This window comes from Dongia sp., from assembly GCF_041918875.1.
Classification (GTDB): Bacteria; Pseudomonadota; Alphaproteobacteria; order Dongiales; family Dongiaceae; genus Dongia.
In genome coordinates this window covers 218,582-242,190 of record NZ_JAYRUV010000004.1, presented here as the reverse complement: position 1 = coordinate 242,190, position 23,609 = coordinate 218,582, and the positions used below count along the sequence as shown (strand labels likewise).

Here is a 23,609-nt window from a genome sequence, read left to right as displayed (position 1 = left end):
GAAGCAGGACCCGCGCTATTGACGGGCGATCCGGGAAAGCATAACCCCGAAAGCATACCGGGGTGCAGGGGAATGGCAAGGCTGGCTGGGATGGAACGCAAGACATATCTGCCAGGTGTCCTGGTCCGTTACGAGCCCGCGGCGGGCGTTGCGCGGGCGCCTGTCGTCTTCGATTCACCCCATAGCGGCTACGACTATCCGGGTGATTTCGATCATGCCGTGCCGCGCGACATGCTTCGCCGGGCGGAGGATGCGTTCGTCGACGATTTGTACGAGCGCGCGCCCCAAGCCGGCGCGGCTTTCCTCAAGGCCCTGTTCCCTCGCGCCTATATCGATCCCAATCGGCATGAGGACGAGATCGACGTCGATATGCTGTCGGGGCGCTGGCCGCGCCCCATCCGGGCAAGTGAAAAAGCGGAGATGGGGCTGGGGTTGGTCCGGCGGCTCATCAAGGGCCGCGTTCACATCTACGACCGCCCGCTGACGGTCAAGGAGATCACGGCACGGATCGAAAGCTACCACCGGCCCTATCATACTGAACTCGCCGCCATGATCGAGGAGCGGCAGGCCGTCTTCGGGGCGGTTTGGCATGTGAACTGCCATTCGATGCGCACCACGGGCCGCCATGGGGGCAAGTCCGTTCCGCGCGACGATTTCGTCCTGGGCGACCGGGAAGGGGAGAGTTGCGACCCGGGCTTCACCGAGTTCGTGGCCGCGCGGCTGCGCGATATGGGCTATTCGGTGCAGATCAATCATCCCTTCAAGGGGGCGGAACTGGTCGCCCGCTTTGGCCGGCCGCTGGCCGGGTGCCACTCCCTGCAGATCGAAGTCAATCGCGGTCTCTATATGGACGAGGACCGCATCGAAAAGCATGAGGGCTTCGCATCGTTAAAAGAGAACATCGAGCGGCTGATCGACGATATCTGTGCTTTCGCGAAAGACCAGCTGTCCAGCCGCTAAGCCTGGAACTGCTCCTGCAGGATTCGTTCCTCCAGATGATGCTCGGGATCGAACAGCAGCGTCAGGGCCGTGTTCTGGTCTTGGCAGACCGTCACCTCGGTCACTTCGCGGACTTCGTTGAAATCGGCGGTGGCGCTGACCGGGCGCCTTTCCGGCTCGCGGATGATGAAGCGCAGCTTGGCACGTTGCGGCAGGATGGCCCCGCGCCAGCGCCGCGGCCGGAAGGCGCTGATCGGTGTCAAAGCCAGCACGCCTGACGCCAGCGGCAGGATGGGGCCATGGGCGGAGAGATTGTAGGCCGTGCTGCCGGCAGGGGTCGCCACCAGCACGCCATCGCAGACCAGCTCGTTCATGCGCTCGCGCCCGTCGATCTCGATGCTGATCTTCGCTGCCTGGGCGGTTTCGCGGAGCAGCGAAACTTCGTTGATCGCCACCAGCCGATGTTCCTGGCCGTCGCTGCTGCGCGCGGTCAATTGCAGCGGGTGAAGGATGACTTGCTCCGCGCGCCGCACGCGTTCGACCAGGCCGGTCGCGTCATAACGGTTCATGAGAAACCCGACCGTGCCGCAATTCATGCCGAAGATCCGTACGCGCCGGTTCATGGTCTGATGCAGGGCGCGCAGCATGGTGCCGTCCCCGCCCAGAACCACGACGATATCCGCCTGGTTCAGGTCCCCGGCGCCATAACGCGCCGTCAGCTCGGCAAAAGCGGTTCGGGCATCGGGCGATTCGGCAGCGAAAAAGGCGATGCTGGGGGCGGTGTTGAGGGTGTTCAAGATGCTCTGGCTCCGGTTGGCGGGCGGGCGGCAGTATAACGGGGGCGGCTCCGCTTGCCAAAGCCGCTGGGGCATAGCAGTCTAACCCTCGCTTATCAGGGGTGATTTGGGGGCTAAGATGCGTCGGGTAGCTTGGATTTTTGCGACCGGTTTTGTTCTGGCGAGCGGCCCCTGCCTGTCGGCGCGGATTGCCGCGGCGCAGGAAAGCGTCGCCCTGGAGATCACTGGCGAAGACGAAATCGGTGACCATCACGAAGGCTACTATTACCCCACGCCGCAGACGGTCGAGCATTACAGCAGCCGCGTGGTGACCCTGCCGGACAGCGATGAGATCCGGCGGCAGGGTTTCGTGATCGGCATGGCGCGGCAGCTGGCGTCCGGACAATATGCGCCGGACTATGCCATTTTCGCCAAGGGAGACGAAGCGCAGAAGCTGATCATCACCGGCCTGCATGACGGTGCGCTCGATACCATCTTTCGGGCTCGCGCGCTGTTCGCCAACATGACGCTCATCGCGCGCTCGACCCCGTTCTTCCAGAAGAACACGCAGCCTGAAGAGGCGACCTTTTTCGACCTGCTGAAATTGCTGGGTTTCACCCAGGTGACCATTTCGGACGGCAAGCAATTCTGCCATCAGGTCATCATCGACTAATAGGTTCAGCCGCCCGTAACACTCATATGGCGCTCGACCGCCGGGCCGCTGTGATCGCGGTCGATGATGAAATCATGGCCCTTCGGCTTGCGGCGAATGGCTTCGCGGATTGCCGCCACCAGGACCTCATCCGACTCGCTCTGGCGCAGCGGTGCGCGCAGATCCGCCGCATCGTCCTGCCCCAAGCACATATAGAGCGTGCCGGTGCAGGTCAGGCGCACGCGGTTGCAGGCTTCGCAGAAATTATGGGTGAGCGGGGTGATGAAACCCACGCGCTGGCCCGTCTCGGCCAGCGTCACGTAACGCGCCGGCCCGCCGCTGTAGTGGCTGCTGTCGTTCAACGTCCAGCGCTTGGCCAGATGGCTGCGCAGCAGGGAGATCGGATAGAACTGATCGACCCGGTTCTCGCCCCCGATGTCGCCCATCGGCATCACTTCGATGAAGGTGATGTCGTGGCCGTTCTCGCCGCACCATTCGACGAGGCGATGGAATTCATCGTCGTTGACGCCCTTAAGGGCGACGGTGTTCAGCTTGACGCGGATGCCGGCATCCTTGGCCGCCGCAATCCCTTCCAGGACCGGACCCAGCTTACCCCAGCGGGTGATGCGGGTGAACTTCTCCGCGTCCAGGGAATCGACTGACACGTTGACCCGGCGCACGCCGCAATCGGCCAGTTCCCGGGCGTATTTCCCGAGCTGGCTGCCGTTTGTCGTCAAGGTCAGCTCGTCGAGGGTGCCGGTCCCTAGGTGCCGTGACAGATCGCGGATGAGCTGCATGATGCCCTTGCGGACCAGCGGCTCTCCCCCGGTCAGGCGCAGTTTCCTGACGCCCAGGGTCACAAAGGCACTGCACAGCCGATCCAGCTCTTCCAGGCTCAAGATCTCGGCCTTGGGCAGGAAAGTCATGTCTTCCGACATGCAATAGACGCAGCGGAAATCGCACCGGTCCGTCACGGAGACACGCAGATAACTGATACGCCGGCCGAACGGGTCGACCATGGGCTGGCTCGGGGCGGGCGAAGGTGCATTCATGATGGTGAATATAGGGGGCCTCGGGCCGGATTTCCTCCACAAAACCGACAGGGTCTTGGACATCTGGTCCAGCTATGCGCGCCGCGCCCGCCGACAGCGCGGCAAAGCCAGGACAAATGGCCCTCAAATGCCTTGTTTCCCTTGGAAAAACTCTAAATAATCGCTCTTCGCGCCGCAAAAACGGCTTCCGACGTGCCAGGTAGAGAGTTTCGGACCCAGAAGATGCAGACCGCCAACGATATTCGCCGCGTTTTCCTCGATTACTTCCGCCGTGAAGGGCACGAAATCGTGCCCTCGTCACCGCTGGTGCCCAGGAACGACCCGACCTTGATGTTTGTCAATTCCGGCATGGTGCAGTTCAAAAACGTCTTCACCGGCCAGGAGAAGCGGGACTATGTCCGGGCCTCGACGGCCCAGAAATGCGTCCGTGCCGGCGGCAAGCATAACGATCTGGAGAATGTCGGCTATACGGCACGCCACCATACCTTCTTTGAAATGCTGGGGAATTTCAGCTTCGGCGACTATTTCAAGGAACGCGCGATCGAGCTGGCCTGGAACCTGATCACCAAGGAGTACGGCCTGCCGAAGGACAAGCTGACCGTCACTGTCTATATCGACGACGACGAGGCGCACGGCCTGTGGAAGCGCATCGCGGGTCTCTCCGATTCCAAGATCATCCGGATCCCGACCTCGGACAATTTCTGGGCCATGGGCGACACCGGCCCCTGCGGCCCGTGCTCGGAAATCTTCTACGACCATGGCGAGGGTATTCCAGGCGGTCCCCCGGGTTCGCCGGACGCCGATGGCGACCGCTTTATCGAAATCTGGAACCTCGTCTTCATGCAGTTCGAGCAGGTGACGAAGACCGAACGCGTCGCCCTGCCGCGCCCCTCGATCGACACCGGCATGGGACTGGAGCGCCTGGCGGCCGTTCTTCAAGGCAAGCACGACAATTACGACATCGACCTGATGCGTACCTTGATCGAGGCATCGGCCAATGCCTCGAATACCGAGCCGGACGGCGTGCACAATGTCAGCCACCGCGTCATAGCCGACCACCTTCGCTCCAGCGCCTTCCTGATCGCCGACGGTGTCATGCCGTCCAACGAGGGTCGCGGCTATGTCCTGCGCCGCATCATGCGCCGGGCGATGCGCCATGCGCATCTGCTGGGCTGCAAGGATCCGCTGATGTGGCGGCTGGTGCCGGCCCTCGTCACCGAGATGGGCTTGGCCTACCCGGAACTGGGCCGCGCCGAGGCCGCGATTACCGAGACGCTGAAGCTGGAGGAATCGCGCTTCAAGCAGACGCTCGATACGGGCCTCAAGGAATTGGAAGGCGCCATCCATTCGAAGAGTGGCCTGACGGCGGATGGCAAGCTTTCCGGCAGCGTTGCCTTTGCCCTATCCGACAGTCGCGGCTTTCCGCTCGACCTCACGCAATCGATTCTGCGCGACAAGGGGATCGAGGTCGATGTCGAAGGCTTCAACGTCGAGCTGGAAAAGCAGCGCGAGCGCAGCCGCGCCGCCTGGGCTGGCTCCGGCGAAGCCGCTACCGAAAAAATCTGGTTCGACATCCGCCAGCGTATCGGCGCCACCGACTTCCTGGGCTACAGCACCGAAAAGGCCGAGGGCCAAGTGTTGACAATCGTCAAGGCCGGCCAGGAAGTTGCCGAGGCGCGCCAGGGCGATGAGATCCAGCTGGTAACCAACCAGACGCCGTTCTATGGCGAATCCGGTGGCCAGATGGGCGATGGCGGCAAGCTGGTTTCGGCCGGCGGTGCCGAAATTCTGGTGACCGATACCCAGAAGAAGCTTGGCGATCTGCATGTCCATATCGGCAAGGTGACCAAGGGCTCGGTCAAGGCGGGTGATGCCGTCGAGATGAAGGTCGATCATGCCCGCCGCTCCGGCCTGCGGGCGCATCATTCCGCGACGCATCTGCTGCACGAGGCTCTGCGCCGCCGGCTTGGCTCGCACGTGACGCAGAAGGGGTCGCTCGTGGCACCTGACCGGCTGCGCTTCGACTTCTCGCACACCAAGGGCATGACGGCCGAGGACATCGCCTGGGTCGAGCATGAAGTGAATCACCGCATCCGCGCCAATGCCGATGTGGCGACCCATCTGATGACGCCCGACGCCGCCATCGCTGCCGGCGCCATGGCGCTGTTTGGCGAAAAGTATGGCGAGGAAGTGCGTGTCGTCTCGATGGGTGGCCGCGATGAGGAGGAGAGCAAGGAATTCTCCACCGAACTTTGCGGCGGAACCCATGTGCACCGCACCGGCGATATCGGCTTCCTGAAGATCGTGTCGGAAGGCGCTGTTGGCGCGGGTCTGCGCCGCATCGAAGCGGTGACCGGTGCGTCCGCCGAGAAATTCGTGGCCGAGCAGCAGAAACAGCTCGCGGAAGCGGCCGCTGCGATCAAGGCACTGCCGCAGGAGCTGCCGTCGCGCATTGTCAGCTTGCTTGAAGAACGCAAGAAGCTGGAGCGCGACCTTGCCGAGGCGCGCAAGGCGATTGCCACCGGCGGCGCCTCGGGCGGTGCCGACATTGTCGATGTCGGCGGCGTGAAGCTGTCGGCGCGCGTGCTCGATGGCGTTCCGGCCAAGGAACTGAAGAGCATGGCCGACGCGTTCAAGAAAAAGCTCGGTTCCGGCGTCGTCGCGCTTGTGGCGACCGCCGAGGGCAAGGCATCGATCGTCGTTGCGGTCTCGGACGACCTCACCAGCCGCTTCAGCGCGGTCGATCTGGTGAAGGCGGGTTCCGGGGCGATCGGCGGGCAGGGCGGCGGCGGCCGTCCCGACATGGCCCAGGCCGGCGGCCCCGACGGAGGCCGGGCGCAGGAAGCGCTGAGTGCCATCGAAAACCTGCTGCGCGACCGCGTCAAAGCGGCCTGAGACAAGGCAGAGAGAGCGGCGCCGGCATCATGGCCTCTGTCATCGCCGCTTTCGTCATCGTCACCGGCATCACGGCCGGATGGGTCTTCGTGGCGCAATGGATGTTGCCCGTGCGGACCAGTTGGCGGGTGGTGGCGCTGGCCCTGGCGTTCGGTGCTGTGTCGCCGCTGCCGTTGCTGCTGCTCTTTCATCTCAAGGACAAATTGGTCCTGCCGCCGGACCCAGGCCTGGGCGATGCGTTCTTCATCAGCCTGACCATGGCCGGTCTGCCTGAAGAGTTCGTGAAGACTGTTGCAGTCCTGGCAGCCTTTTTCGTCTTGCGGCATTTTTCCGTCTCTCATCGGCAGATCGACCGGGCGACCGCTTTTCGCCTGCCGGTCCTCTGCGGACTTGCCTTCGCGGCGGTGGAGAATATCGGCTACAGCGTCAACACAGCCGTCACGGCCATGGTCAATGCCGAGATTGGCAATCCGCTGATCGTGCCCTTGGTCCGGTCGCTGGCGGCAAGCTTCCTGCATGCGTCGCTCGGTTGCCTCATGGGTATCTTCTTCGCCCGCATGGCAGATGCATCGCGATTCAGCTGGGCCGCGGCGCTGGCTGGATTTGCGGCTGCGGTTGCCGGCCACACGGCCGTGGATTGGGGGCTAATCGTTCCCGTCCTGACAGTGTTGAAGCGAGGCCAGGATCTCGATCCCGCCGAAATCGAAACGATGGTGCCGCATTTCCTGCTTGCGGCCGTTCTGATACCGACCGTTATCGGCGCGGCAGTGGCAAGCGTCATAGTCATGCGCCGTCGGTTGCGGCATGCGCGGCCTGCCTGACGTCGCCTTCGATACATCGCCACCACTTGGCGAGATAGTGGCGACGTACTACCCTCGTGTCTGACAAGGATCTGGGGCATAAATGATATTCTCGTTCACACTGCTGGCGGCCATCCTGCCGCCGCTATTTCTCATTGCGTTCTTCCTGACCCATTTCCGGCATCGGCTCGGATTGGGATTGGGTGCCAAATCGGTCGTCGGCGGCATGATTTCGGCGCCGTTGGCCATCGGTTTTGCGGTGCTGCTCTCGCGGCTGGGGCTGCCGCATGACGGGCTGATGGGCGCCGCCAGCAAGGCCTGGCTCGGCGCCGCGATCCCGGAGGAGATGGCGAAATTCCTGATCGTCTGGTTCTACATACGGCGCCACCCGCAATGCGATTCCGGTGGCGATCTCTTCTGCGGTGCCGCGCTGGTCGGCCTCGGCTTCGCGTTGCTCGAGAATATTCTCTATCTGCTCAACGCCGACAATTGGATGATGACAGGCGTTCTCCGCGGCGCGATGGCTGTGCCGGGCCACACGATCGATGGCATGATGATGGGGGTGTTCCTGGCCTGGTGGTGGCGGAAAGATATTCTGCCGCCCGCGGCGATCTTCCTGGCGCTCATCCTGCCCATCCTGGCACATGGCTTCTACGATTTCCCCCTGATGGCTTTGGACGCCATGCAGAAGGAATATTTCGACGATCCGGAACGCATGCGTCACATCCTGTTCGGCCTCTACGTGACGACCATCGTCATCTCCGGTGCTGCGGCGATCTGGGCCGGGCGCATGGAGATGGTCGAAGTGTTCCTTCGGACGCGGCCCGATATCGACCTGCATCCTCCGCATGCCGCCGGCATTGCGGCTTGGCGCTGGATCGGCCGACTTCTGATTTTGGGTGCGGTTATTGTCGCGCTCGTGGGGCTCAATACGGCAACGTCGGAGGATGTTCTCGAAGGCGGCTGGCTCATCGCCATCGCCGTCTTTCCGGCATCTTTCGGCATCGTCATGGCCCGCAAGCTACCCGACCAGGCCTATAAGCCGCTGGTGACCTGGCCGCGTGCGGCGCGTCGGTGACCGTGGTTCCGGGAGACATGAAAAGAGCGCCGCGATCCTCGTGATCGCGGCGCCCTGGTTCCTTCGCCGTAGGCCGCGCCTTACTTGGCGTCGGCGGCGACCTGGACCTTGGTGATCTTGTCCGGCATCAGGACGACGCCATCGTCTTCTTCCGTGCCTGCCTTGATGCGGTCGACGAACTGCATGCCGTCGACGACCCGACCCCAGATGGTATAGCGGCCATCCAGGGAAGGGGCCGGTGCAAAGCAGATGAAGAACTGGCTGTCGGCGCTGTTGAGATCCTTTGCGCGCGCCATGGAAACGGTGCCGCGCTCGTGGCGCAGGTTGCTGAACTCTGCCTGCAGGTTCTGGCCGGAACCGCCGGTACCGGTGCCGGTCGGATCGCCCATCTGCGCCATGAAGCCGGGGATTACGCGGTGGATTGGCGTGCCGTCGAAGAAACCCTGGCGGGCCAGCTCCTTCATGCGCGTCACCGTCTTGGGCGCGATCTGCGGCAGCAATTCGATCACCACCCGCCCGTCCTTGAGGTCGAGATAGAGCGTGTTTTCGGGATCGAGGGCGAGGGCCGGCGCGTTGGCGCCCACAAGGAACGCCAGCACGAGCAGTATACGTTTCAGCATGATGTCTTAGCCCATCTTCTTCTTGAGGTTCTCATCGAGCTTGTCGAGGAACTGTGTCGTGGACAGCCACTTTTGGTCCGGGCTGATGAGGAGTGCGAGGTCCTTGGTCATGAAGCCGGATTCGACCGTATCGACGCAGACCTTCTCCAGATCATCGGCAAATTTCTGCACCTCCGGCGTCCCGTCGAACTTGCCGCGATACCAGAGGCCACGCGTCCAGGCATAGATCGAGGCAATCGGGTTGGTCGACGTTTCCTTGCCCTTCTGGTGCTCGCGGTAATGGCGTGTCACGGTGCCGTGCGCCGCTTCCGCCTCCACCGTCTTGCCGTCCGGCGAGAGGAGAACGGAGGTCATCAAGCCCAGCGAGCCGAAGCCCTGCGCCACGGTGTCGGATTGCACGTCGCCGTCATAGTTCTTGCAGGCCCAGACGAATGCGCCGGACCATTTCAGGGCCGAGGCGACCATGTCGTCGATGAGGCGATGATCGTAGGTGATGCCGGCCTTGCCGAAGGCATCCTTGAACTCGGCGTCGAACACTTCCTGGAAGATGTCCTTGAAGCGGCCGTCATAGGCCTTGAGGATCGTGTTCTTGGTCGAAAGATAGACCGGCCAATTCAGCGTCAAGCCGTAGTTGAAGCAGGCGCGCGCGAAGCCTCGAATCGATTCATCGACGTTGTACATCGCCATGGCAACGCCGCTGCCGGGATACTGGAATACCTCTTTCTCGATCGGCTTGCCGCCATCCTCCGGTTCGAACTTGATGGTCAGCTTGCCCTTGCCCGGCACGACGAAGTCGGTCGCGCGATACTGGTCGCCGAAGGCATGGCGGCCGACGACAATTGGCTGCGTCCAGCCCGGAACCAGGCGGGGGACGTTCTTGCAGATGATCGGCTGGCGGAAGACGGTGCCGTCGAGAATGTTGCGGATGGTGCCGTTGGGCGACTTCCACATCTGCTTGAGGTTGAACTCTTTCACGCGGGCTTCGTCCGGCGTGATGGTCGCGCATTTGACGCCGACGCCGTGCTGACGGATCGCCTTGGCGGCATCGACCGTGATCTGATCGTCCGTCTTGTCGCGCATCTCGACACCCAGGTCATAGTATTTCAGGTCGATGTCGAGATAAGGCAGGATCAGCTTGTTCTTGATGAAAGCCCAGATGATACGGGTCATTTCATCGCCATCGAGCTCGACGACCGGATTCTTGACCTTAATCTTTGCCATGTGGCGGGTATCCTTCCTGAACGAGCGCCGGGGGCGGCGCAGGGGCGCGAAATCGCGCGCAGTCTAGTGGCTGGGTGGGACGATTTGAAGGAATTTGGCGCCCAGACTTTGGTCGGCTATGCCGCAGCCTGGGAGCATATACCTGAAATTTGGTGTGAAAACCTGGTCGCGCTGTCAGATACGTTCCGGATAGTCTGGTTCCTGCGTTTCAGCCGGGGCGGCCAGCAGGTCGAACAGCCGGCCGATCGAACCGACGACCGAAAAATACTGCCGGGCGGAAGGCTGGGCGAAGCCGTCGTCGATAATGCTGTCGATCATGCCGACGAGCTTGTCCCAATAGCCTTCGGCGTTGAGCACGATGATCGGCTTGTCATGCATGCCGAGCTGTCGCCAGGTGACGACTTCGAACAGTTCCTCCAGCGTGCCAAGCCCGCCGGGCAGCACGCAGAAGGCGTCCGACAGGTCGAACATCATGCGCTTGCGGGTATGCATGTTGTCGACGACCTTCAGTTCCGTGATGCCGCTATGGCCGATTTCGCGGTCCTGCAGATGTTGCGGAATGACGCCGATAACCTGGCCGCCATTGTTCATGACGCCGTCGGCGCAGGCACCCATCAGGCCGACGCGGCCGCCTCCATAGACCAGCCGGATCTTGCGCTGGGCCATTTCTTGGCCGAGTGCGCGGGCGAGGGGAATAAAGGCCGGATTTACACCGCGGGAAGACCCGCAATAGACGCAAAGGGATGATATCGGAGTCATTCCGATGGGGCGCTCCTGTTGATTTTGGACAATCCGCGGTTCGTCGCGGCGATACCGGAGAAAAAGCAGGCAGTTGGCAGAGGGCCGATGCCGGAGGCGGAAAACAGCATATTCATTAAGGGATAATATGAACCGCCTCCGGCGACAGTTCAATGACCATCCCGATTGTCCCACCGTTATTTGTATTCGCCCCCGTCCTTGAATCGCCCGCCCTTAAATCGCCCGCCCTTAAATCGACTGGCCTTAATTTGCATGACGATTGCGGGTACGTGGACATGGGATTAGCTTGACATCGAACAGCCCGAGGGGTCGGGCCCGAAGTGGTAAACGGGGAAGGTAAATGTCGAGATTGGCCTTGATCGGCGTCACGGGCGCCGCGGTGGTCGTGGTCGCAGCCGGCCTGATTTATGCGATCGCCCAGCAGGAAGGCGATGACTCGGCCGATTCCGACAGCGCCCCGGCGGCAAGTTCGGCATCTGCGGGCAATGCCGCGCCGGCCGGCGGCAATGCCGTTGAAACGGCCAGCACCGGCGGAACGGCCGATGGCGGCACGGCCGTCGTGGCGAACAGTGCTGCACAGCCGGGTACCGATGCCGCGCCCAGTTTCGATGTCGTGCGCGTCAATCCCAATGGCGATGCGGTGATCGCCGGCCGCGCCAAGCCCGGTGCCGCCGTGACCTTGCTGGATGACGGCAAGGTGATCGGCACCGCCAAGGCCGACGATCGGGGCGATTGGGTCTTGCTGCCCAACAGTGCCGTGGCGCCGGGCGAGCATAAATTCACCTTGCAGGCGCAGGAGGAAGATGGCGCGGCACAGCATTCGGAGCGCATGGTTATCGTGGTCGTGCCGGCGCCGGCCAAGGACATCGCCGGCAATGCCGTCGCGGCGCCCGCCGGTGCGCTGGCTCTGTCCGTGCCGCAGAATGGCGACGGCCCTAGCCAGATCCTCAACATGCCGAGCACGGGCGGCGTTGCGGCGGTGCCAGCAGGACCGACGAAGGAGCCGACGCTCGACGTCATCGATTTCGACAAGGAAGGGCGGATGAGCTTGGCCGGTCGGGCCCGGGCCGACGGCAAGGTGGTGCTTTATCTCGACGACAAGCTGATAGGTTCGGCCGCCGTTGACCCGCAGGGGCGCTGGAGCTTTGTGCCGGAGGAGAAGCTGAGCATCGGCCGCCACGAGTTGCGCGTCGATCAGGTCGATGCCAATGGCAAGGTCATCGCGCGCATCGCCCAGCCCGTCGAACAGCCGGATTTCGCTGCGCTGACACCGGGCGAAGCGCAGATTGTGGTGCAGCCGGGCAATTCGCTATGGCGTCTTGCCCGTCGCACTTACGGCGATGGATTGCGCTACTCGGTGATTTACGAAGCCAACAAGGACCGCGTGCGCGACCCGGATCTCATCTATCCGGGGCAGGTGTTGTCGTTGCCGGAATAGAGCCCGTATCAGCCCTGGGCGGCTGCTTTGGGCCAGCTGGGGAGGATTTCGGCGAGGATTTGGAGAAACGGGCGCACTTCCAGGATGACGCTGGTGACCGCGGCGATGAGATCGACAGGCGTTGCCGGAATCGTGAAGGGGGCCTTGCCGACGCACAGGATCGTCTTCTGCTTGCTGATCGCAAGGCGCGCATGTGCAAGCTCCTGGCTGGCTTCGATGATTGCCATGGCCGAACGGCGCACCGTAAGCCCCTCGGCCGAATAGGGCAGGGGGGCGATTTCGCCGGAAATCTGGATGATCGGGCCGGATTGGATCTGACGGGATGTCGCAGTGAACGGCACATCCATGTAGCTGAAGCCAAATTCGATGAGCTCGCCGCCGTGGCCGAGACGTACCGTACCGTCTGTCGAGATGTGCATGTGATCCACACCCGGCGGCAGCATGCTATTGGCCAGCATCGGCAGGATCGAATTGGTCACTCTAACGAATCCCTTATTGCGTCTGCGAGTGATGCTAGGTCGTCTCGCTTAACGATGTGTAAAAGTGAACGGCGGGGAGTCGAAAAAAGTGTCGCAGCGACACCTGATTTCGCTCGTGACGCGCGCGGCGATCTGTGGCAAATCAGCATATTAGCCGGAACGCGGCTGATACTGTGCGTTCAAGGTATTGCACCGACGAGGGACCATTTTGACCCCTAAGTTCTTTAACCCGATCCATCGTGCCGGCTGGCCGTTTCTGGCGATTTTCGCAGCCGTAACCGTCCTTCTGTGGTGGATCGCAGCGCCTTTGGGCTTTGTCGGCGTGTTGCTCACTCTATGGTGTGGGTATTTCTTCCGTGATCCGGATCGGATTACACCGAATCGTCCCGGGCTTATTGTCAGCCCGGCGGATGGTGTGGTGCAGATGATCCAGCCGGCAGTCCCGCCGGTCGAACTGGGTCTCGATCAGCGGCCGCGCACCCGAATCAGCGTTTTCATGGATGTGCTGAGCGTCCACATCAACCGCGCGCCGATCGATGCCGAAGTCGTGGCCATCGCCTATCGTCCGGGAAAGTTCCTCAATGCCGCGCTCGACAAGGCCAGCGATGAGAATGAACGCAGCTCCATGCACCTGCGCACCGGCGATGGGCACGATATCTGCGTCGTGCAGATTGCCGGCCTCGTGGCGCGGCGTATTCTTTCCTGGACCAAGCCGGGGCAAAGGCTGCGGGCGGGCGAGCGATACGGTATGATCAGGTTCGGCAGCCGGGTCGATGTCTATCTGCCGGATGGCGTTCAGCCTTTGGTCGCGGTTGGCCAGCTCGCCGTTGCCGGTGAAACTGTGCTGGCCGACTTCCGTTCCGAAGAAGCGGCCCGGCTCGGCGAGATGCGCTGAGCGTCCAAGACGCGAAGGAGTTTGCCATGATCAGACGCCATCGGCTGCGCGACCATTCGATCAACCGTCTCATCCCCAATATGCTGACGGTCTTCGCCCTGTGTGCCGGGCTCACGGGCATCCGCTTTGCGCTACTCGATCGCTGGGAACATGCCGTCATCGCAATCCTGATCGCCGCGGTTTTCGACGCGCTCGATGGCCGCATCGCACGGCTGCTGGATTCCTCCAGCAAGTTCGGCGCCGAGCTGGATTCCCTGAGCGACTTCGTCAGTTTCGGCGTGGCGCCGGCGATGATCATGTTTCTGTGGAGCACACATGAAGTCAAAGGCATCGGCTGGGCGTTGACCCTTGCCTTCAGTGCCTGCATGGCCCTGCGCCTGGCGCGCTTCAACACCAAGCTCGACAATGCCGACCTGCCCGCCTGGACCAGTCGCTTCTTCACCGGCGTGCCGGCACCGGCCGGCGCCGGCCTGGTGCTGATGCCGCTCATCGCCTGGCTTGAATTCGATTTCGGTTTCCTGCGCCAGCCGGTCTTCGTCGGCCTCTTTCTTGTCGTCGTCGCGGGTTTGCTGGTCAGCCGCCTGCCGACCTTCTCCTTCAAGCGGGTGCGCGTGACGCAGGCCTGGGTCCTGCCGACGATGATCGGCGTCGTGGCTTATGCCTCGCTGCTGGTAAGTGTGCCGTGGGCGACCTTGTTCTTCACACTGCTGCTCTATCTCTGCACGCTGCCTTTCTCCTACCGCACGCATCGGCGCCTGCAGACGCAACGGCCGATTCCGGAGCCGGTCGCGGCGGGGATCGAGGCGGACCACGAATAATGTTCGACCGCGCCCTGCGCCGGCGCATCGATCCGTTCCTCGAACAAATCGCCGTTTCCGCCAGGTCGATCGGCCTCTGTGCCGATCAGGTCACCTGGATCGGCTTTGGCTTTGGCTTGCTCGCCATGGCGGCCATCGCATCCGGGGCGCCGATCCTGGGACTTCTGTTTCTGTTGGCGAACCGTTTCTGCGACGGTATCGATGGTGCGCTGGCGAGGCTGACATGCCCGACCGATCGGGGCGCGTATCTCGATATCGTTCTCGATTTTCTATTTTATGCCGGCTTCGTCTTCGCCTGCGCGGTGGCGCAGCCGGCGGAGGCCTTGCCGGCGGCTTTCCTGATTTTCAGCTTCGTCGGCACCGGCACCAGCTTCCTCGCCTATGCCATCATTGCAGCGCAACGCAATTGGCCAATTGAGGCCGGCGCGAAAAAGGGCTTTGCCCATCTGGGCGGATTGACGGAAGGCGGCGAAACGCTTCTTGTCTTCGCGCTGATGCTGCTATGGCCCGGCGCCTTCGCGATGCTTGCCTGGGTTTTTGGCGCACTCTGCTGGCTCACCACGATCACCCGTGTCGTGACGACACTCAAGGTGCTGCGCTGACCTACTTATGGGCGTGGTGCGCCTGGATGGTCTGCACCAGCTCTTCGAGCTTGACCTTGTCCATCAGATAAAGATTGCGGCCTTTGCGCTTCAGCAAGCCGCTTGGATAAAGCTGGCTCACCGCGCGGTTGACGGTTTCGCGCGTCGTGCTGGTGATGCCGGCAATCTCATGCATCGGCGGCAAGGGACGAACCACCCAAAGGCCGGGCACGGCCGGTTCCGGCTGAGCCATACGTAGCAATTCGGCATAGACGCGCTGCGCTGCCTGCAGGGTGGAAAGCTCCATGATGCGCAGTCCGCTCTGGCGAACCATGCGGGCCATGCGTTGCAGCAGGCGGAACGCAACGGCGGCGTGGCTGCGCACCAGGTCGAGGAATACCTCCGGCGGCATGATACAGAGCTCGGACTTCTCGATCGCCGTAACGCTTGCCGAACGGGGCTGCTCGTCGATGACCGCCAACTCGCCGAATGACTCGCTGGGTTTCACAGTTGCCAGCGTGACTTCTTTGCCGGAGGGCGAGAAGGTTACGACCGCAACCGAGCCTTTCAGCACAAAGAACACATCCTTGGATGTGGCGCCCTTGTCCAGAATGGTCTGGCCTTTGTCGTAGCTGCGCCAGCGGCACCGCGATTCCAGTGCTTTCAGCTCGGCCTCGGGCATGCCCTCGAGCAACGCAAAAGCGCGCAAGGTGCGTTCAATGGATTGTGTCTGAGTCGTTCCCATGGCCGGCAGCATAGTCGAAAGGCCCGGCGCCGCCAACCGGCGGCTTGCTGGAACTCAACAAGAACGGAGTGGCTGGCTTACCAGCGCAGCACCGACCGTCCCAGAACGGCGCCGGCCAGGGTCACGATGCCGATCGCCATGAGGTACCAGATGGCTACATAGAAGGGGGAATCGTTGTTGCAGTGAAGCGCATAGATGAGTGCGCCCAGGCCGCCGGCGGCAAAACCGGCGACGGCTCCGGCAGCCGTCGGCGATTGCGGCGCCCCATGACGCAGAGCCAGCAAGGTCGCAGCCAAGGGCGCCAGCGATATCAACGGCACCAGTGTCAGGCAATAGATCGCCGCTTCGCCCATGGCGTAGCGGGACCATTCGCTGGTCGGCAATGTGACGCTCTCCACCGCAATGCCCGCGGCCAAGGGGAGAAGGGCTGCCAGGATCCAGACGGGCAGCCCTGCCGGTGCGATTTCGGGCCGCGCCACGCGCGCGACGAGCATCAGGCCGATCGCTGCCACGCTTGCCGCCACGGCGATCTTGGCCAGGTAATGCCAGTCGCCCAGCGCCAGCATGAAATCTTCGCGCATGTCGAGGGTATAGACGAATATGCCGAAGGCCACGAGAAGAGCCAAAGGCAGAAGCAGCCCCAGCATGTGCCGTGACGATGCCGGCGGCCTGGTCTGGTCGGCGACCAGGCTGATGATGAGATCTTCGGTCTTCACGTTGCATTCCTCCTGGCCGCTTTGGCGAGGGCGGCAAGGCCCCGATGCAGCGCAACCCGAACCGCGCCTTCGCTAAGGGTCAGTCGCTTTGCGGTTTCGGCGGGAGAAAGGCCGTCGATCGAAATCGCGCGGACGACCTGCGACTGACCTGGCGGCAGGGTCGCCAGGTGGCGGTCGATGGCCTCGGTCGACAATGCTTCCTCCGGTTCGGGTGCTGCCAGGGTTTCCAGCACGTCTTCGACCGGCACCATGATCCGCCGGCCGCGGCGGCGCAGATTGTCAATCAGCTTGTGCCGAGTAATCGCCCGCAACCAGGGCAAAATGGGCCGGCTGGAATCCCAGCTCGCGCGTTTCAGGTGGATGGCCAGCAATGTCTCCTGCACGATGTCCTCGGCCTCGGCGATTTCGTATCCCTGACGAGCCAGCTCGCGCCTCACCCATCGGCGCAGCATGTCGGCCAGGGCCGACAGCAAACGGCGATAGGCCGCAGCATCCCCCGTCTCCGCCGCGCGCATTAAGCTGGCCAGTTCGTCTTCCAAGTCTTTCACACCCTGCATAGGTCTATTCGCAGACCGAGAACATCTGTTACGCCGACCGTTGGCGCAATCATGAAGAAATCCCGGTTCGGGGTAAATCGCGTGAATTTCGTCACCGGCGACCGTAACAGCGGGGCTGAAGGGCCCGAAATCGCCTTTGTCGGGCCGCTCGAGCCCATTTTCTAGGAGGAATTGCTTATGGATCGCCGTACCGCCAGCCTCGCCATCGCGAGTTCCATGTTGACCGCCCTCACCATGACCGCGGTTCCCGCCCAGGCCGACGAGGCGAAGGAGAAATGCTTCGGCATCGCCATGGCCGGGCAAAACGATTGCGCTGCGGAGGGGGCGAATTCCTGCGCCGGCACGTCCAAGGTCGACTATGACAAAGCGGCCTGGAAGCTGGTTCCCAAGGGCAGCTGCGAAACGACCATGGTGAAACTGCCCGATGGCAGCGAACGCGCTGGTTCCCTGACGCCAATCAAATCGTGATCGGCAGACCGTTGGGACCGAACCATTCGACGCGTCATCCGATCCCGGCCGTGGCCGGGGTCGGGCTGCGCACCGCCCACTACGCCGATGCGCTTGCCTCGGTGCCGGCCTGGGTCGAGGTTCATCCTGAAAACTACATGTGCGCCGGCGGGCCGCATCATCGGGTACTGACAGCCATGCGCGCGACGTGCCCGCTCTCCTTCCATGGGGTCGGGCTTTCGCTGGGTGGCTGGGAACGCCCGCACCCGGATCATCTCGGGCGCCTCGTCGAGCTCCTCGGGCGCTATCAGCCGGAGATCTTTTCCGAGCATCTTGCCTGGTCGAGCTTCGACGGGGTCTACCTCAACGATCTGCTGCCTGTGCCCTATACCCGGGCGGCGCTTGCGCGGCTCGGCTCCCATGTCGATGAAGTGCAGGAACGCCTGCGCCGCCGGATACTGATCGAAAACCCATCGCTCTATCTGCGCTATGGCGCGGCTGAGATGAGCGAGCCCGAATTCCTTCGCGAATTGGCGCAGCGCACCGGTTGCGGATTGCTGCTCGACATCAACAATGTCCATGTTTCGTCGGTCAATTGCGGTTTCGATGCCACGCAATATCTCGCGGCGTTCCCCATCGATGCTATCGGCGAAGTTCATCTGGCCGGCCACGCCGTCGCGATTGACGGCGAAGGACGGAAAATACTGATCGATACGCATGGCGCGCGCGTCGATCCCGCTGTCTGGAATCTCTATCGCCGTCTGATCCGCCGCACGGGTCCCCTGCCGACCCTGATCGAGTGGGACCGGGACCTGCCGGAATGGACCGGTCTGCTTGCCGAAGCGCTGCGTGCCGACAAGATCGTGCTGGAAGAGAGGCGCCATGTTGCGGCTGAATGACACCATGGCGACCTTTGCCGCTTCCATCTGGCGCCAGGGTGCGCCGGCACCGGCTGATTGGCTGCCGGCCATGCGGATCGCCATTCATCGCAACAATGTTCATGGCGGGTTGCTGTCGGCTCTGGCTGCACATTTTCCCGTGGTGCGGCGCCTGCTTGGCGAAGAATGTTTCGATGGCTGCGCCGCGCGCTTCGTCGTGGCGGCGCCCCCGCGCTCCCCGGTGCTGATGTTCTATGGCGAGGGCTTTGCCGATTTCATCGGGTCGCTGAGCGAACTGCGCTCCTTGCGCTACTTGCCGGATGTGGCAAGGCTGGAATGGGCGCGGCATGTGGCGCTGAATGGTCTCGATGCGCCGGTCCTGGTCCCTGCGGACTTGGCGCATGTGCCGCCGGTGCGCGTGGCGGATCTCGTCCTGGAACTTCATCCGACGGCACGGATTCTGCGCTCGGACTATCCGATCCAGTCGATCTGGCAAACCAATAGCCACGATGCGGCGGTAAGACCGGTCCCGGCCGATCTTCCGGGCGAGACGGTCCTCATCCTGCGGCCCCGGGAAAGTGTCTTGGCGCTGACCCTGGCACCTGGCCAGGCCGCTTTTCTTCATGCCCTCGCGCATGGGAAATCGCTGCTTCATTCGACAGCGCCCGATCTCGACCTGGCATCCACCCTGTCCACCTTGCTGGGCGCGGGCGCATTCACCCGGTTCCGCCTTCACGAATTTCAGGATTGAACCCGATGACGCTGCTCAATCGATTTTTCAGCCATGTCTCGCATATACCCAACGACCTCATCGCCGTGCTGGCGCGGGTCGGCATCGGCACCGTCTTTCTGCGCTCCGGCCTGCTCAAGCTGGATGGCTGGGAGAACGGCAATACGCTGGCGCTGTTTCAGTACGAATACCAATTGCCGCTCATTCCGCCCGAACTGGCGGCACCGCTCGCCATGGCGATGGAATTGAGCGTGCCGATCTTTCTCTTTGCCGGCCTGGGCACGCGCTTTGCGGCGCTGGTGCTGCTCGGAATGACTTTGGTGATCGAGATTTTCGTCTACCCGGCCGCTTTCGATACGCACGCCGTCTGGGCCGTGGCGCTGCTGCTCCTGATCAAGAACGGTGCCGGTACTTTCTCGCTCGATCGTCTGATCGCACAGCGCGGCATTCAGCGCGGATTTGCGTAACGGCCCGTGGCGTACCAGGCGAAGGCAAGGATCTGCAGCACCAGGAGACTACCCAGCGCGATTGCATAGGCGTCGGCTTTGGCGATTGCCTGGGTCGTGACCAGATGGTCGAGCGTCCAGCCGATCGTGGATTGGAACAGGGCCGAAGCGAGGAAGAGCAGCAGATTGGCCGCCGATTGCGCACGGCCCGCCAATCGCCGGCCGAAATGGGCGCCGAGCGTGGCGTAGCCGAGATTGGCGGCCTGGCCGGTGAACCCATAGACCGCCCAGATTGCCGCCAAGGGCAGAGGCACGGCAAAGATCATGGCCAGCTGCGCCGCCGCGTAAAGCGAGAACGCAGCCGCGACGATCGTCTTGAGGCCGATGCCGCGTCTTTGCGCAGCGTCCGCGATGAGCCCCGTCGAGAGCGAGCCGACGGCAAACGCGAATCCCAGGATCATCAATTGCTGGCCGGCTGCGTGCCGATCGAGCCCCGCCACATCGTTCATCCAGCGCGTGGCCCACAGCGTCTGCACGGCGATGAAGGTGCCCGAAATAGCTGCCACCATCGGCGAGACGCGCCAGAAGACGGAATCCTTGAAGATGCCGAGATAACCGCTGACCTGGGTACTGAGGGCTACCGGGTGGTGATCGTCGTCGCGCTTGGGCACCAGGACGAAGATCGCCGCCGCGATGCAGAGCGTGAAGACCACCAGTATCCAGAAGACGCCGCGCCAACCGATGAGGTCGGCAGCGAGATTGGCGGGATAAGTACCGCTGAGGAAGCCGAGACCGCCGAAGGTGACCACGGCGGAGTTGCCGAGCGCCAGCCGTTCCGGCGGCAGCCACATGGCGTTGGCTTTGAAGGCAGCCATCAGACATCCGCTGAGGCCGGTACCGATCAGCAATCTGGCGACGGCAAGGCTTGCCGTGTCGGTGCCCATGGCAAAGAGGCCGGCACCGATCGCCGCGATCAGCAGCAGCCAGGCCTGCACCAGGCGCGGTCCGAAACGGTCGAGCAGCAGCCCCAGTGGCAGCTGGAACAGCACGAAGCCGTAGAGATACATCGACGTCATCAACCCGAGATCGGTGTTGCTGAGGTCGAGCTCGGCGATGAGGTCGTCGGAGATCGCGGCGTTCACCACACGGAATAGATAGGAAGTGAAGTAGCCGGCGGCGAACGGGCCGAGGGCGCGCAGAATGGTGCTGCGGGTGAGTTGGGTCATCGTCTATCAGGCGGCATTCAGTGGCTGACGCTGGGCGCGGCGCTGGTCGTAGAGGGTGTTGCCGGCGACCGCGCCGAGCACGAGCGCGCCGCCATAGAGCGCATAGATGCCGGGATTCTCGCCCAGGAACAGGAACACCCAGAAAGCGCCGAGCACGGTCTCGACCAGCGAGATGAGCGCCGCTTCCGCTGCCGGAATGAGCCTGGCGCCGGTGGTGAAGAGGATGAGTCCGACGGCCAGCTGCACGGCGCCGAAGAGGAAGAGATAGAAAAGGTCGCCGCTCGAAACGTCGAGCGCTTCCGCGCCGGCCATGACAAAACCTATGACGCCCATGATCGCGGTGCCGATGCAGGTGGCCGGCGTCATGCGCACATGGCTGTAGCGGCGGGTGAGCACCGTGGCCACGGCAAAACTCACGGCGATGACGCCGGAAAGGATCATGCCCAGCGCGTCGGCATGACCTTCGGCCTTGGCTACCATCAGCAGGATGCCGCCCAGCGCCACCAGCATGGCGGCGACGCGCGGCCAGCTCAGGCTTTCGCGCATCCAGATCCAGGCAAGCAGGCCGGCGACGAGCGGCGCTGTCGATTGCACGACCAGGATGAGTGCCACGGTCGCATGTTGGAGTGCTATCACGAACGAGATGGAGGCTGCGGCGAAGCAGATGCCGACACCTATGCCGCCCGGCCCCATGTTGCGGAAATGCGCCCAGGTGCCACGCCCGTCGCGGATCAGCAGGAAGATGAGGAGGGCGATGGCGGCGATGGCGCCGCGCCAGCCCACCGTGACCCAGGCCTCGGCCGAGATCTGGCGTGCGATCAGTCCGCCCAGGCTCCAGCAGATGGCGGCCGCCACGACCAGCAAGGTCCCTTTGCGATGCTGAGATGCGGCACTGTCGGACATATGGACGATTCTCCCCGGAACTGCCCGCAGCATAGTGGCCGCCCCACCGGCGGCAAGGGTCGCCACCCTCATGGCTGATATGCGAGGAGCTAGCTTTGGCTGGGTACGCTGCGTTGTACTTCGTCGAGCAGCCAGCCGCGGAAGGCGCTGAAGGGTACGTCCTGCAGGGCCTCGGCCCGGTAGATGAGATGCCAGGCGCGCCCGGGATCGCTGAGAGCCAGGTCGAACAGGCGCACCAGCCTGCCGGCCGCCAGGTCGTCCTGCACATAGGGTGCACGTACCAGCGCGATACCGAGCCCATCCAGCGCCGCCTGGATGGCATAGGTCGAATAGTCGAAGGAAAGCCGCCGGCGGAAGCGCGCCGGATCGAGCCCGCTTTCCGACAGCCAGCGCGGCCATTCCTTGGGTGCGTGCGCCACTTCCAGCAAAGTGTGGTGCTGCAGATCGCTGAGCTTGCGGATATTACCGGCCAAAGCGGGTGCCGCGACCGGAAAGAGCGCGGCGCTGAATAAAGGTTCGGCTATCAATCCCGGCAATGGGGCCGAACTCAGGCGGATCGTCGCCGCCCAGTCGGGGCGCAGCGTCACATGGTCGTCGATCGACGTTACCAGCCGCACTTCGATCCCCGGATGCTGCCGCTGGAAATGCTGCAGGCGTGGGATCAGCCAGCGCATGGCGAAGGTCGGTCCCGCCGCCACGGAGAGGCCGGGCAGGGTGGTGCGCCGCACGCTGTCCACCGCCGCCTCCAGCCGCCGGAAGGCATCGTCGAGCAGTGGTGCGAGGCTCCGCCCGGCCGGGGTCGGGATCAGCGAATTGGCGTGACGTTCGAACAGGGTCTGGCCGATCTGGCCTTCGACCAGCTTCACCAGCCGACTGATGGCCGTCTGGGTGACATTGAGTTCGTCTGCGGCGGCGACGAAACTGCCCAAGCGCAAGGCAGCCTCCACGGCTTTCAAACCCTTCAGCGATGGCGTCATAATCTAATCTACCCCAATAAAAACTTAGCCTAGTCTGGCATATTGGCGCTGGCGGTGAAAGTCCGCCGGATGCATAGGAGAAAGGTAATTCCCGGGGATCCGCCGTGACCTTCGCTGCGACACTTGCCGCCGTCATCGCCGCCGTGCTCGGAACATCGTTCCTGTCCGGCATCTTCGGCATGCTGGGGGGCCTCATCTTGATGGGCCTGCTGCTGTTGGTTCTGCCGGTGCCGGCGGCGATGAGCCTTCACGCCGTCACCCAGATGACCTCCAATGGCTGGCGCGCCCTGCTGTGGCATCGTCTCATCCTGTGGCGGGTGATGCCGGGCTACATCCTCGGTTCCGCCGCAGCCTTTGCGATCTTTACCTGGATCAGCTTCCAGCCGCCGGCCGCCTGGGTCTATATCAGCCTGGGCGCGGTGCCGATGATCGCCATCCTCGTTCCGGCCCATATTGCACCGGACATCCGCCGCCCTTATGCCTCGACCGTTCTGGGTTTCCTGGTGATGAGCATCCAGCTTCTCTCCGGCGTGGCGGGCGTGCTGGTCGATATCTTCTTCTTCCGCACCGATCTCGATCGCCGGCAGATCGTCGCCACCAAGGCTTTCGCGCAGACCCTGGGGCATATTTTCAGGCTGGCCTACTTCTCGCTGGTGGCGACGCATGCAGAAATCAGCAGCGACGTTCCGCTCTGGGTCTTCGGGGTTTCCATCGCCAGCGCCGTGGCCGGGGCGACCCTGGCGCGGCTGGTGCTGGAAAGATTGAGCAATCGCGCCTTCCTGATGTGGACGCGAGGACTGGGCGTTACGGTGGGTGCCGTTTATCTGGTGCGCGGCCTCTATCTCATGATGTAGGGATAACATTGTCTTACGGTGACTTTTTAACGTTTGCCCCTTATTCTCACCTTCCCGATTCGGATGCGGCATAGGTGGCTTATGGGTTCGGTGGCGATTAGGGCGAATTTGGCGGCGCGCCGGGGGC

At 63.0% G+C, this 23,609-nt stretch carries 26 protein-coding genes; 14 read left to right on the top strand and 12 right to left on the bottom strand.

Annotated features, from left to right (window positions below; genetic code table 11):
* Window positions 1-90 precede the first annotated feature (90 nt).
* Complete coding sequence (locus ACE3TY_RS06485) at window positions 91-960, top strand: N-formylglutamate amidohydrolase (protein WP_374651993.1); 870 nt, start codon at window positions 91-93, stop codon at window positions 958-960.
* Here ACE3TY_RS06485 and ACE3TY_RS06480 read toward each other — a convergent pair.
* Window positions 957-1,736, bottom strand: a complete 780-nt coding sequence (locus tag ACE3TY_RS06480; protein ID WP_374651991.1) for an NAD kinase — start codon at window positions 1,734-1,736, stop codon at window positions 957-959. The two genes, ACE3TY_RS06485 and ACE3TY_RS06480, sit on opposite strands and share 4 nt — an antisense overlap.
* Before the next feature lie 118 nt (window positions 1,737-1,854).
* On the opposite strand from ACE3TY_RS06480, the gene ACE3TY_RS06475 reads away from it, so the two are divergent.
* Window positions 1,855-2,388 carry a molybdopterin-guanine dinucleotide biosynthesis protein A gene (locus ACE3TY_RS06475; protein WP_374651989.1) on the top strand — a complete coding sequence of 178 codons (534 nt, stop codon included), beginning with the start codon at window positions 1,855-1,857 and terminating at the stop codon, window positions 2,386-2,388.
* 5 nt (window positions 2,389-2,393) lie between these two features.
* Here the strand turns inward: ACE3TY_RS06475 and moaA are convergent, their stop codons facing one another.
* On the bottom strand, window positions 2,394-3,386 hold the full coding sequence (gene moaA / locus ACE3TY_RS06470) for a GTP 3',8-cyclase MoaA (protein ID WP_374651987.1): 993 nt from the start codon (window positions 3,384-3,386) through the stop codon (window positions 2,394-2,396).
* A gap of 255 nt (window positions 3,387-3,641) precedes the next feature.
* Here moaA and alaS point away from each other — a divergent pair, with 255 nt between their 5' ends.
* The 3 genes from alaS (at window position 3,642) to ACE3TY_RS06455 (ending at window position 8,192) form a co-directional block, all read left to right on the top strand.
* Window positions 3,642-6,314: an alanine--tRNA ligase gene (gene alaS, locus ACE3TY_RS06465; protein ID WP_374651985.1), complete on the top strand. Its 2,673-nt coding sequence runs from the start codon at window positions 3,642-3,644 to the stop codon at window positions 6,312-6,314.
* Window positions 6,315-6,343: 29 nt separating this feature from the next.
* Window positions 6,344-7,135, top strand: a complete 792-nt coding sequence (locus tag ACE3TY_RS06460; RefSeq protein WP_374651984.1) for a PrsW family glutamic-type intramembrane protease — start codon at window positions 6,344-6,346, stop codon at window positions 7,133-7,135.
* 82 nt (window positions 7,136-7,217) lie between these two features.
* The gene (locus ACE3TY_RS06455; protein WP_374651982.1) at window positions 7,218-8,192 is read left to right on the top strand and encodes a PrsW family glutamic-type intramembrane protease; all 975 of its coding nucleotides are present in this window, start codon (window positions 7,218-7,220) and stop codon (window positions 8,190-8,192) included.
* 80 nt (window positions 8,193-8,272) lie between these two features.
* Here ACE3TY_RS06455 and ACE3TY_RS06450 read toward each other — a convergent pair whose 3' ends face one another.
* From ACE3TY_RS06450 to ACE3TY_RS06440, 3 genes are all read right to left on the bottom strand, one after another.
* Window positions 8,273-8,812 carry a peptidylprolyl isomerase gene (locus tag ACE3TY_RS06450; RefSeq protein WP_374651980.1) on the bottom strand — a complete coding sequence of 180 codons (540 nt, stop codon included), beginning with the start codon at window positions 8,810-8,812 and terminating at the stop codon, window positions 8,273-8,275.
* 6 nt (window positions 8,813-8,818) lie between these two features.
* A complete protein-coding gene (locus ACE3TY_RS06445) occupies window positions 8,819-10,033 on the bottom strand; it encodes an NADP-dependent isocitrate dehydrogenase (protein WP_374651978.1) in 1,215 nt (404 codons plus the stop codon).
* 174 nt (window positions 10,034-10,207) lie between these two features.
* A complete protein-coding gene (locus ACE3TY_RS06440; protein WP_374651976.1) occupies window positions 10,208-10,792 on the bottom strand; it encodes a TIGR00730 family Rossman fold protein in 585 nt (194 codons plus the stop codon).
* A gap of 340 nt (window positions 10,793-11,132) precedes the next feature.
* On the opposite strand from ACE3TY_RS06440, the gene ACE3TY_RS06435 reads away from it, so the two are divergent.
* A complete protein-coding gene (locus ACE3TY_RS06435) occupies window positions 11,133-12,230 on the top strand; it encodes an Ig-like domain-containing protein (protein WP_374651974.1) in 1,098 nt (365 codons plus the stop codon).
* Window positions 12,231-12,238: 8 nt separating this feature from the next.
* Here ACE3TY_RS06435 and ACE3TY_RS06430 read toward each other — a convergent pair whose 3' ends face one another.
* Complete coding sequence (locus tag ACE3TY_RS06430; protein WP_374651972.1) at window positions 12,239-12,709, bottom strand: hypothetical protein; 471 nt, start codon at window positions 12,707-12,709, stop codon at window positions 12,239-12,241.
* 187 nt (window positions 12,710-12,896) lie between these two features.
* On the opposite strand from ACE3TY_RS06430, the gene ACE3TY_RS06425 reads away from it, so the two are divergent.
* The 3 genes from ACE3TY_RS06425 to ACE3TY_RS06415 are packed head-to-tail and all read left to right on the top strand — an operon-like array spanning window position 12,897 to window position 15,024.
* Window positions 12,897-13,604: a phosphatidylserine decarboxylase gene (locus ACE3TY_RS06425; RefSeq protein ID WP_374651970.1), complete on the top strand. Its 708-nt coding sequence runs from the start codon at window positions 12,897-12,899 to the stop codon at window positions 13,602-13,604.
* Between the two features lie 26 nt (window positions 13,605-13,630).
* Window positions 13,631-14,422, top strand: a complete 792-nt coding sequence (pssA, locus tag ACE3TY_RS06420) for a CDP-diacylglycerol--serine O-phosphatidyltransferase (protein ID WP_374651968.1) — start codon at window positions 13,631-13,633, stop codon at window positions 14,420-14,422.
* Complete coding sequence (locus ACE3TY_RS06415) at window positions 14,422-15,024, top strand: CDP-alcohol phosphatidyltransferase family protein (protein ID WP_374651967.1); 603 nt, start codon at window positions 14,422-14,424, stop codon at window positions 15,022-15,024. Before pssA ends, ACE3TY_RS06415 begins: the two co-directional genes overlap by 1 nt.
* A 1-nt stretch (window position 15,025) precedes the next feature.
* On the opposite strand, the gene ACE3TY_RS06410 is transcribed toward ACE3TY_RS06415, so the two are convergent.
* The 3 genes from ACE3TY_RS06410 to ACE3TY_RS06400 form a co-directional block, all read right to left on the bottom strand.
* The gene (locus ACE3TY_RS06410) at window positions 15,026-15,760 is read right to left on the bottom strand and encodes a Crp/Fnr family transcriptional regulator (RefSeq protein ID WP_374651965.1); all 735 of its coding nucleotides are present in this window, start codon (window positions 15,758-15,760) and stop codon (window positions 15,026-15,028) included.
* A 65-nt stretch (window positions 15,761-15,825) separates the two neighbouring features.
* Window positions 15,826-16,464, bottom strand: a complete 639-nt coding sequence (locus ACE3TY_RS06405) for an NrsF family protein (protein ID WP_374651963.1) — start codon at window positions 16,462-16,464, stop codon at window positions 15,826-15,828.
* Window positions 16,461-17,003, bottom strand: a complete 543-nt coding sequence (locus ACE3TY_RS06400) for a sigma-70 family RNA polymerase sigma factor (protein ID WP_374651961.1) — start codon at window positions 17,001-17,003, stop codon at window positions 16,461-16,463. Before ACE3TY_RS06400 ends, ACE3TY_RS06405 begins: the two co-directional genes overlap by 4 nt.
* A 195-nt stretch (window positions 17,004-17,198) precedes the next feature.
* Here ACE3TY_RS06400 and ACE3TY_RS06395 point away from each other — a divergent pair, with 195 nt between their 5' ends.
* Genes ACE3TY_RS06395 through ACE3TY_RS06380 form a run of 4 tightly spaced genes read left to right on the top strand, consistent with a single transcriptional unit; the run spans window position 17,199 to window position 19,543 of the window.
* A complete protein-coding gene (locus ACE3TY_RS06395; RefSeq protein WP_374651959.1) occupies window positions 17,199-17,489 on the top strand; it encodes a DUF2282 domain-containing protein in 291 nt (96 codons plus the stop codon).
* Window positions 17,486-18,367: a DUF692 family multinuclear iron-containing protein gene (locus ACE3TY_RS06390; protein WP_374651957.1), complete on the top strand. Its 882-nt coding sequence runs from the start codon at window positions 17,486-17,488 to the stop codon at window positions 18,365-18,367. Before ACE3TY_RS06395 ends, ACE3TY_RS06390 begins: the two co-directional genes overlap by 4 nt.
* The gene (locus ACE3TY_RS06385) at window positions 18,351-19,097 is read left to right on the top strand and encodes a putative DNA-binding domain-containing protein (protein WP_374651955.1); all 747 of its coding nucleotides are present in this window, start codon (window positions 18,351-18,353) and stop codon (window positions 19,095-19,097) included. The genes ACE3TY_RS06390 and ACE3TY_RS06385 overlap by 17 nt, the downstream gene beginning before the upstream one ends.
* A gap of 5 nt (window positions 19,098-19,102) precedes the next feature.
* On the top strand, window positions 19,103-19,543 hold the full coding sequence (locus ACE3TY_RS06380) for a DoxX family protein (protein WP_374651953.1): 441 nt from the start codon (window positions 19,103-19,105) through the stop codon (window positions 19,541-19,543).
* Here the strand turns inward: ACE3TY_RS06380 and ACE3TY_RS06375 are convergent.
* From ACE3TY_RS06375 to ACE3TY_RS06365, 3 genes are all read right to left on the bottom strand, one after another.
* Entirely contained in the window at window positions 19,525-20,748 is a 1,224-nt protein-coding gene (locus ACE3TY_RS06375; RefSeq protein WP_374651951.1) for a nitrate/nitrite transporter, read from the bottom strand. The two genes, ACE3TY_RS06380 and ACE3TY_RS06375, sit on opposite strands and share 19 nt — an antisense overlap.
* Before the next feature lie 6 nt (window positions 20,749-20,754).
* Entirely contained in the window at window positions 20,755-21,651 is an 897-nt protein-coding gene (locus tag ACE3TY_RS06370) for a DMT family transporter (RefSeq protein WP_374651949.1), read from the bottom strand.
* 89 nt (window positions 21,652-21,740) lie between these two features.
* Window positions 21,741-22,628 (bottom strand): LysR substrate-binding domain-containing protein, encoded by an 888-nt coding sequence (locus ACE3TY_RS06365; protein WP_374651947.1) that lies wholly within the window; start codon window positions 22,626-22,628, stop codon window positions 21,741-21,743.
* A gap of 104 nt (window positions 22,629-22,732) precedes the next feature.
* Here ACE3TY_RS06365 and ACE3TY_RS06360 point away from each other — a divergent pair, with 104 nt between their 5' ends.
* Window positions 22,733-23,482: a TSUP family transporter gene (locus ACE3TY_RS06360; RefSeq protein ID WP_374651945.1), complete on the top strand. Its 750-nt coding sequence runs from the start codon at window positions 22,733-22,735 to the stop codon at window positions 23,480-23,482.
* The last annotated feature ends 127 nt before the right edge of the window (window positions 23,483-23,609 follow it).